Annotated in this window: 8 protein-coding genes; 5 read left to right on the plus strand and 3 right to left on the minus strand. The window is 54.5% G+C overall.

Translation table 11 applies throughout. The annotated features are described in order from the left end of the window. Together RT018_RS11815 and RT018_RS11820 are read left to right on the plus strand one after the other, a co-directional pair. On the plus strand, positions 1-458 hold a 458-nt coding region (locus RT018_RS11815; RefSeq protein WP_312942219.1), incomplete at its 5' end, for an ECF transporter S component. Positions 459-526: 68 nt separating this feature from the next. Continuing rightward, on the plus strand, positions 527-2,446 hold the full coding sequence (locus tag RT018_RS11820) for an LTA synthase family protein (protein WP_312942221.1): 1,920 nt from the start codon (positions 527-529) through the stop codon (positions 2,444-2,446). A gap of 109 nt (positions 2,447-2,555) precedes the next feature. Here the strand turns inward: RT018_RS11820 and RT018_RS11825 are convergent, their stop codons facing one another. The 3 genes from RT018_RS11825 to RT018_RS11835 form a co-directional block, all read right to left on the minus strand. Continuing rightward, positions 2,556-3,410 carry an ATP-binding protein gene (locus RT018_RS11825; RefSeq protein WP_312942222.1) on the minus strand — a complete coding sequence of 285 codons (855 nt, stop codon included), beginning with the start codon at positions 3,408-3,410 and terminating at the stop codon, positions 2,556-2,558. A gap of 63 nt (positions 3,411-3,473) precedes the next feature. Then, positions 3,474-5,042, minus strand: coding sequence for a cardiolipin synthase (cls, locus tag RT018_RS11830; protein WP_312942224.1), 1,569 nt, complete (start codon positions 5,040-5,042; stop codon positions 3,474-3,476). A 70-nt stretch (positions 5,043-5,112) separates the two neighbouring features. After that, positions 5,113-6,561 (minus strand): nicotinate phosphoribosyltransferase, encoded by a 1,449-nt coding sequence (locus tag RT018_RS11835; protein WP_312942227.1) that lies wholly within the window; start codon positions 6,559-6,561, stop codon positions 5,113-5,115. 214 nt (positions 6,562-6,775) lie between these two features. Between RT018_RS11835 and RT018_RS11840 the strand changes: the two genes are divergently transcribed. From RT018_RS11840 to feoB, 3 genes are all read left to right on the plus strand, one after another. Beyond that, a complete protein-coding gene (locus tag RT018_RS11840; RefSeq protein WP_312942229.1) occupies positions 6,776-7,624 on the plus strand; it encodes a BadF/BadG/BcrA/BcrD ATPase family protein in 849 nt (282 codons plus the stop codon). A gap of 292 nt (positions 7,625-7,916) precedes the next feature. Then, on the plus strand, positions 7,917-8,144 hold the full coding sequence (locus tag RT018_RS11845) for a FeoA family protein (protein ID WP_312942231.1): 228 nt from the start codon (positions 7,917-7,919) through the stop codon (positions 8,142-8,144). Beyond that, positions 8,141-9,745: ferrous iron transport protein B (feoB, locus tag RT018_RS11850; protein WP_312942234.1), on the plus strand; the 1,605-nt coding region annotated here is incomplete at its 3' end. The genes RT018_RS11845 and feoB, both read left to right, overlap by 4 nt.

The following is a 9,745-nucleotide window of genomic DNA, read 5'->3' on the forward strand; positions in this document are numbered from 1 at the left end:
CCGCTCTGCTGGCCGCCTTCAGCCTCGGCCCGTGGTACGGTGTGGCGGTGTGCTTTATTAAGAACGCCCTTCACCTTCTGCAAACCTCCACTGGAGGCGTGGGCGAGGCGGCAAACTTTATGATGGGCGCCGTTTTTGTTGGCACTGCGGGCGTGATCTATCATCGCTTCGGCCAACACAAGTGCCGCAAGGGCGCATTGATTGGCGCACTGATTGGTGCGGTGGCCATGGCACTCATTTCGGTGCCGCTGAACTATTATTTTACATATCCTGTCTACGCCAAGTTCATGCCCATTGACGTGATTCTGAGTATGTATCAGGCGATCCGTCCCTCTGTGAACGGACTTTGGGAATGTCTTGTCACTTTTAACATGCCGTTTACTTTCCTGAAGGGAGTTTTGACCGTGGCACTGTGCTTTTTGATTTACAAGCCTCTGTCTCCCCTTCTGCACAAGTAAGCGCTTTTTCGGCATGGCAGGCGGATTGTGCCGCCTGCCATCTCCGCTTTTGAAAGGAGCGTTTTCCCTTGAGCAACGAAACTTTGATTCCTCAAACCGAGTTTTCCGGCCCGGAGGAGCTTTCCTCCCCTCCCGAAAAAAAGATTTCCCGTGTGCGGCTTTGGCTTCGTAAAGTGCTGCACGACGCACGCACCCCCGCCCGGCTTCTCTTTATACTAGGGCCGTGGGTTTCGTATCTGTGCGTGGAGTATCTGAACCAAAACAACCCCTTCACCGCCCTGAATGCAACCCAGCTTCTTTTTTCTGCCTTCTGGTATTATCTGATTTTCTGGGCGTGCCGGATGCTTACAGGGCGGCTCAAGCCCGCCGCGGGTGCGGGCGCAGTTTTCTGCTTTTTGCTGGGGGTTGCAAATCACTATGTTTTGAAGTTCCGGGGACGCATTATTTTCCCCGTGGATTTGATGACACTGGGCACTGCCGCCAACGTAGCCACCGGTTATGATTTCAGACCAGATAAAACCGTCTGGCTTGCAGCGGGTATTCTTGCGGTGTACCTGTTGCTGCTGGCTCTGGTCCCCAAGCAGACCAAGGGTCGGCAAAAACTGCGAAGGGTTACGGCGTTTGGATCTTTTGCCGCCTCCTTCGTTTTTCTATACGGCTTTTTCTGCACGCCGCTGCTTCCCAGTGTTGGCATCTGGGCACAGCAGTGGAAAACCCAGCAAAACGGCTTTATGCTGAATTTCATGACCGCTTTACGATACAGCTTCGTCTCCGCACCGGATGGATATTCGGCGGAGGAGGCACAAAAGATTGCCGGTGGAACCTTTGCCGGGACTATGAGCGGAACGGTGTCCGCTGCGCCGCCGGAAAATCTGCTGGTGATTATGAATGAGTCCTTTTCGGATATGCAGGCCAGCTTTCCCAATCTGGAGCTGACGGAAGACCCCCTGCCGTTTCTGCATTCTCTGACAGAGAACACGGTGAAGGGCACGATGATTTCCCCCGTCACCGGCGGCGGCACCGCCAACGTGGAGTTTGAGTATCTCACGGGAGACTCTCTGGCGTTTCTCCCCTCTTCCACCGTGGCTTATCAGCTATACTGCTATGACGGAATGCCCTCCATGGTATCGCAGATGTCTTCTCTGGGATATCGTTCCGTGGCTTTCCATCCCTATCTCTCCTCCGGCTGGAACCGGACGTCCGTCTATCGTTGGATGGGCTTTGACCGACAGATGTATCAAGAGGATGTAAAGGACCCTCAGTACATAAGAAACTACATCAGCGACGCGTCAGACTATCAGCAGCTTTACCGCCTCACTGACGAGACGAACGGCCCTTTGTTTGTTTTCAATGTCACCATGCAGAACCACAGCGGCTACTCTCAGGGCTGGAAAAACCTAGAGCGCACTGTGGAATTGGATGGAAGCAGCAAAGGCTCCTCTGCTGTGGCAGCGCAGTATTTCTCCCTTCTCCGGGAGAGCGACAATGCCATTCGCGAGCTGATTGAGCACTATAAGGCCTCCGACGAGCGGACGATGATTGTCTTCTTCGGCGACCATCAGCCCCCTCTAGGAAACGATTTTTATGAGAAGCTGTACGGCAAAAAGCTAGATGATCGCACGGCGGCAGAGGTCTTTCAGCAGTATGAAACGCCCTTTTTCATCTGGGCCAACTACGACCTGCCGGAGCAGGAGGGCGTAACCATCAGCGCAAATTTGTTGGGTACGCTGACCATGGATTTGGCGGGAATTCAGCTCACCGGATACGAGCGCCTGCATCAAAAACTCTTAGACACGCTGCCTGTTAACTCCACTGTAGGCTTTGGACAGACCGACGGAACATTCCTTGGCGATACAGAGGAGAGCGGGCTTTCTCAAAAAGAAGAGCGGCTTTACAACAGTTATCGCATCATGGCGTATAACCACCTGTTTGACAGCGGAAACCACCCCAAGGGATATTTCGGGCCGACTCTGGCCCCGGAGAAATGACCCTTCCGTGTCCAAAAATTTGTTCATAACATAAAAATAGCCGCCGGTTGGCGCGGGGACACAAATGTCTCCGCCGCCAACCGGCTGTCTTATTTTTCCTTCTTTACAATCAAGTCCCCAATTTTCGATCATACAGGTCCAAAAAGGAATATTCCTTTCCCCGGGATTTCACACCCACCATGGTATCCAGTTGCACCCCGTGAATGGCTGCAAAAATGGATTTTTCCACATTCGGATTCGTCTTTTTCAGCTCCCGGAGCAACACCTTCATCTCCTGCCGCTTGCTGTGGCCCACCCCGTCCTCAGCTGCGTCTCGCTCCTCCGTAAACCGGCAGGCACACTGCAAAAATTGCAAATGGTTGTAATTTTTCCAGGCGATGACATCTTCCTCGTGGACACAGTACAGCGGCCGAATCAGCTCCATGCCCGAAAAATTTTTACTGTGCAGCTTGGGCGGCATGGCCTGAATCTGTGCGCCGTACAGCAGGCCCATCAGGGTGGTTTCCACCACGTCGGAAAAATGGTGTCCAAGCGCAATTTTGTTGCAGCCCAGCTCCTGCGCTTTGGCATAGAGGAAGCCTCTGCGCATCCGCGCACACAAATAGCAGGGATTGCGGTCCGCCTGCACAGTCACGTCAAAAATATCGCTGTCAAAAATCGTCACGGGAATTTCCAGCGTGGAGGCATTCTCCTCGATCAGCCGTCGGTTTTCCGGGGCGTATCCCGGGTCCATCACCATAAACGTCAGCTCAAAGGGCCGGTCGGTGTGGCGGCGAAGCTCCTGCATCAGCTTTGCCAGCAGCATGGAGTCCTTGCCTCCGGAGATGCACACGGCAATTTTGTCTCCGGGAGCCACCAGCTCATACCGCTTCACGGCCGCAATGAAGGGGTTCCAAAGTGTTTTACGGTACTTTTTAATGATGCTTCGCTCCGCGGTTTCACAGGGAGTCAGATCCTTTGGCATAGTTTTTTCTCCAATATGTGTAAAGTGTTATTGCTTGTCTCTAAAATCCCGCCGGTTTAAGCGTCAAAACCAGATGGCAGCCAGCTTTAAAAGCGAAGCAAAGGTCCGCCGAAGCCACGAGCGCTTCTTCCAGTCTTCCATGGTGAAAAGGGTGCTCTCCGCCATCACGGCGTCCATGTCCTCCAAAAGCTCCTCCACCACCGGCATATCGTATAGCAGGGCGGCGCTCTCAAAATGGAGCTGGAAGGAGCGGTAGTCCATATTCGGGCTGCCTACCAGCGCCATTTTCCGGTCCACCAGCACGCTTTTTGCATGGATAAAACCCGGGGTGTATTTGTAGATTTTCACCCCATGGCACAAAAGCTCACCCCAATAGGTTTCGGCCACCATATAGGCATATTTTTTATCCGGAATGGCTGGCATCATCAGCCGCACGTCCACGCCGGAGTCTGCCGCGATGCACAGCGCCTTCTGCATGGATTCCTCCACAGCGTAATAGGGTGTTGTAATATAGAGAAAGCGTGTGGCCGACGAGATAAGCTGAAAGAACGTATCCTCCATAGGGTTATCTGGGTTGTTCAGTGGTCCGTCGGTAAACGCCTGACAAAAGCCCGGGACCTCCGGTCCCTCCGTCCGGGGACGGTAATAGTCGTCCTCGTTGGGCAGCGTACCGTACATCATCTCCCACATCTGGATGAATTGGGCCGCCAAAGCCCATGCACCGTCTCCCTCAATGCGGACGGCGGAGTCTTTCCACCGACCATACCGCTCAATGATATTTCCATATTCATCTGCCAGATTGATGCCGCCAGTATAGGCCCAACAACCGTCAATCACCGTAATTTTCCGGTGGTCACGGTAGTTGAAGTAGATGCGATTCACATAGCGGTGAACCGGATTAAAGTCCCGGATTTCAATGCCTGCGTCCTGAATGGACTGAATCATAGCATCGGAGAAGCGGGTGAGATTTCCAAAGTCGTCAAAAATTATGTGAATTTCTACCCCGGCGGTCGCCCGCTCCTTCAGTGCGTCCAGAATGCGGTCCCAAACTTTTCCCTCGGCTATGATGAAATACTCCAGAAAAATATACGTCTCCGCCTGCTGAATGTGGCTGATTAAATCCTCGAAAAACTCCATGCCGTCGCCAAAATACTTGGCTGTTGTCCTGTTGTAAAGCAGAAAATCTCGTTTCTGGAGGTAGGCTGCCACGCGGCCCATGGCCGGGTCCTGCCGGGTGAGCTTTGCCACGTTGTTTTCGCTTTGACGGCGGGCGCTTTCCCGCTCAGCAGGCGGCGGAACTTTTTTCAAACTCAGAGTCTTTGCCTGATGGGTACCCCCCCATAAAAAGAACAACAGCATTCCGGCCACCGGCAGGACCAGCAGAAGACACAGCCAGCTAAGCTTATAGCTGGGGCTTCCTGAGCGGAGAAACACGCCCATGGCCATTACCACGCCCATCAGTTCTAAAAATGCGTAGGCAAGGCTTGCGTGCTGCTTCAAAAGCCGGGTCAACAGCAGCGTCACCACAATTTGCACCAGCACCGTCAGCACACACATAGCGATGCTGGACACGGCGGATATGCGCCGTTCAATTCTCTGGTTCCATACCTGTCTGTCTTCCGTCCGCCGCATAAACCGCTCCCTTCCTGTCAATCCGGTGTCCCGCCATGGCGGCCCGCCGCTTTGCCGACGTCCGCCGGCCTCACCTGCTCTGCTTCAGCAACTCGTGCTGGATTTCCCACACCTTCGGGGACAAGTCCACATAGTATTTATGAGGATAATCGAACCGCTTCACCTCGTCCCACAGCGTGTCTACCTGCTGGGCACAGTATGCTCGGATATCCCGAAGATCCGGCTGACGGTACACAAGCTTTCCGCCCAGATAAATCGGCTCCTGCAACTCCCGCACGGTGAAATTTGTCAGGGTCTTCCGCTTCCATGTGGCCATTGGGTCAAACAGCTCCAAAGGTTTCGTGTCGTCCAAAACTTCGTCACGGAGACAGATGTAATCCGCTTCTGCCTTTCCGGTGGCTCGATCGTACAACCGATAAGTCTTTTTAAAATGGGGAATCGTAATTTTTGCGATATTCTCGCTGACCTTGATTTTCGGAAGGATGTTCCCCTCGTCGTCCTCCACCGCCGCCAGCTTATACACCCCGCCGAACACGGGTTCGCTGCGGGCCGTGATCAGGCGCTCGCCCACACCGAACATATCAATTTTTGCCCCCTGTTGCACCAAATCCTGAATCAGGTACTCGTCCAGGGCGTTGGACACAGATATCTCGCAGCCGGGCCAACCCGCGTCGTCCAGCATTTTGCGGGCCTCGCGTGTAAGATACGCCATGTCGCCGGAGTCCAGGCGAATGCCGCATTTTTGGATGCCCAAGGGCCGCAGAACCTCGTTAAAGGCCCGGATAGCATCCGGCACACCGGATTTGAGGGTGTTGTAGGTGTCTACAAGCAACGTTGCGTTGTTTGGATACAGGCGGCAGTAGGTCCGAAACGCCTCATACTGGCTGTCAAACATCTGAACCCACGCATGGGCCATGGTTCCCCCGGCGGGAACACCGTAAACCTGGTCGGCAATGGCGCAGGCCGTTCCCCCGCAGCCACCGATATAGGCGGCTCGCGCGCCGGTGATGGCACCGTCCGTCCCCTGTGCGCGGCGGGAGCCGAATTCCAGCACCGTGCGCCCCTTCGCGGCGCGGACAATGCGGTTTGCCTTGGTGGCAATCAGGCTCTGATGGTTCACAGCCAGCAGTAAAAACGTCTCGATGAGCTGGGCCTGAATGGCAGGGGCACGGACAGTAATCAGCGGCTCCTGCGGAAAAACCGGAGTTCCCTCCGGGATGGCATACAAATCTCCAGTGAAGCGGAAGTTCTTTAAATAGTTCAAAAAGGACTCAGAAAACAATTTCCGCCCCCGGAGATAATGAAGGTCCTCCTCCGAAAAATGCAGGTCTTCGATGTATTCGATCACCTGATCCAGTCCCGCCGCCAGAGCAAAGCCGCCCTGATCCGGCACGCTACGGAAAAACACGTCGAAATAGGTAATCCGGTCCTGAAAGCCCGTTTCATAGTACCCGTTTCCCATGGTCAGCTCATAGAAGTCGCAAAGCATGGACATATTGAGTTTCCCGCGGACGCTCATATCACACCTCATACGTACTCCGTCCAAAACGGAGGTAATTGCATAGATTATAGCGCTCCCTGCTGGGGAAAGCAATGTTTTCTGAATTTTTCCTTAAAAATTTGTCGACTCTTTGAGTTGACAATCCCACGCTTCTCCCCTATGATACAAGCATATTTTAAAATGATGGACACATGGCCGCATGCGGTGTTCACATCTGAAAGGAGCCAGAGACATGGGGCTGATTCTGGGAATCGACATTGGAGGCTCCACCACAAAAATTGTGGGTCTGGACGAGCATGGAACCGTGATATCCATGCTCCGCGTCCGGGCGGAAGACCAGCTTACATCGTTATTTGGGGCACTGGGAAACTATCTTGTCAGCAATCGCCTGTGGCTGGAAGACGTGCAGCAGATTGTGCTTACCGGGGTGGGCGCCTCCTATGTTAAGGAGGATATCCACGGCATTCCCACCTGCCGGGTGGACGAATTTACCGCCAGCGGCACCGGAGCGCTGGCGCTCTCCGGACAATCGGAGGGCGTGGTGGCGACCATGGGCACCGGCACGGCCTTTCTATGGGCAAAGGACGGAACGGTGGAGCACCTGTGCGGCAGCGGCATCGGCGGCGGCACTCTGGGCGGTCTTTGCCACAAGCTGGTGGGCGTGGAACGGTTTGGCCAAATTAAGAAGCTGGCCGTCGGCGGGGACCTTTCTCAAGTGGATTTGCGCATCGCGGATATCGTCACTGAGGCTGCCAAAACGCTTCACCCGGACATGACCGCAGCCAACTTCGGAAATCTAGCCGAAGACGCCTCCCCCGCAGACCTTGCCGCCGGGGCAGTAAATTTGGTACTTCAGGCCATCGGCACTATGACGGTGCTGGCCTGCCGCTGCTGCGGAACCAACACGGTCATCCTCACTGGCTCCATGACCACGCTGGATCAGGCGGAACCATCTTTTCAGGTGTTTGAAAAGCTGTACGGTATCCGCTATATCATTCCCGAAAACGCCACCTTTGCAACGGCTATCGGCGCAGCGCTGTGCAGCATCAAGCAATCTGAGTCCACCTGCGAATTGCGCTGACACTTCCCCCCTGCTTTCAGGGACTTAACATCATCATTTTGCGGATTGATCAAACTTTTTGAACTTTTTGGGATTTTCGCGCGTTTCCGGCGCGGGGGCCTTTTGTCCCCCGCGCCTTTTTGTATTTATACATGGCCCGGATCTGCTGTTTTTCACAAATCCGGGCCGAAAATTTAAGTGCACTTTCCACAAACAGGGGTTTGACAGGCGGGCATCGTTATGCTACACTAACTTTGTGAAGTTACCGTTTGCTAACTCCCAATCCGAATAACGTCGAAGGGACGCGTATGAGATGCAGTTGGATACCTTACCCATCGGCCAAAAGGCCGTAATTACCGCCGTGGGCGGGCAGGGCGCCTTGCGGTGCCGCCTGCTGGACATGGGACTCATTCCGAAAACCACAGTGCGAATTGAGCGAGTGGCCCCGCTGGGAGATCCTATGGAGCTGCTGGTGCGGGGTTATTCCCTATCGCTGCGCCGGGAGGACGCCCGAAACATTGAAGTGGAGGTCATGCCATGATCTTTGCTTTGGCCGGAAATCAGAATTGCGGAAAAACCACACTGTTTAACCAGCTCACCGGTTCCAACCAGCACGTTGGCAATTTCCCCGGCGTGACGGTGGACCAGAAGTCCGGAGAAATACGAGGAGAAAAGGACTGCACGGTGGTGGATTTGCCGGGCATCTATTCCATTCGCCCCTACACGCCGGAGGAGATTGTCACCCGGGACTTCATTCTGGGCGAACGACCCGACTGCATCATCAATATTGTGGACGCATCTAATATTGAGCGAAATTTGTACTTAACACTTCAGCTTATGGAAATGCAGATTCCTATGGTTCTGGCGCTGAACATGATGGATGAGGTACGCAAAAACGGCGGCACCGTCAATGTGGCGGGCATGTCGAAAGCTTTGGGTATTCCGGTGGTTCCCATTTCCGCCGTAAAAAACGAGGGCGTGGGCGAGCTTGTGGACGCAGCGGTGCAGGCCGCCAAGTGCCGTACGCTTCCCGCCATCAAGGATTTTTGCCTCCCCGGTCCTGTCCACCGGTGCATTCATGCGGTGGCCCATCAGATTGAGGACCACGCACAGGCGGCCCGTATCTCCGTCCGTTTTGCCGCCACCAAGCTGATCGAAGGCGATTCGGACGTTGCCGCACGGCTGGAGCTGGACCAAAACGAGCTGGATCTGATTGAACACAGCATCACGGAAATGGAGACAGAGCGCGGCATGGACCGCAACGCAGCTCTTGCCGATATGCGGTATGAGTTTATCGAGCGGGTCTGCCGCGACACGGTGGTAAAACCTTCGCAATCCGCCGAGCGGGTAAGAAGCGAGCGGATTGACCGGGTGCTCACCCATCGGATTTGGGCGCTGCCCATTTTCTTTGGCGTGATGGTGTCCATTTTCTATCTTACCTTCAACGTCGTAGGTGCGGTCCTTTCCAATCTTCTGGCAATGGGCATCGACGCCCTGACCTCCATCGTGGATCGGACGCTGACGCAGTACGACCTGAACCCGGTGGTTCACTCTCTGGTGATCGACGGGGTATTTGCGGGAGTGGGGAGCGTTCTCTCCTTTCTGCCCATCATTGTGGTGCTGTTTTTCTTTCTTTCCATTTTGGAGGACACGGGATATATGGCCCGGGTTGCCTTCGTCATGGACCAGCTTTTGCGGAAAATCGGCCTGTCGGGCCGCAGCATCGTGCCTATGCTGATCGGCTTCGGCTGCTCCGTCCCCGCCATTATGGCCACCCGTACACTGGCCTCTGAGCGGGACAGGCAGATGACAATTCTGCTGACCCCCTTTATGAGTTGCTCTGCCAAAATCCCTATTTACGGTGTGTTTACCGCCGCCTTTTTCCCCGGAAAGGGCTGGCTTGTAATGTCCTCGCTGTATCTGATGGGCATTCTTGCGGGCATTCTTGCGGCAAAGCTCATGGACGGCACGGTATTTCGAGGAAACCCCGTCCCCTTTGTCATGGAGCTTCCCAACTATCGCTTTCCCTCGCTTCAAAGCGTTGGACGGCTTTGTTGGGATAAGGCGAAGGATTTTTTGGAAAGAGCCTTCACCATCATTTTTATTGCCACGCTCGTTGTCTGGTTTCTCCAGACCTTTGAC

The organism is Oscillibacter sp. (assembly GCF_032060045.1).
Classification (GTDB): Bacteria; Bacillota; Clostridia; order Oscillospirales; family Oscillospiraceae; genus Oscillibacter.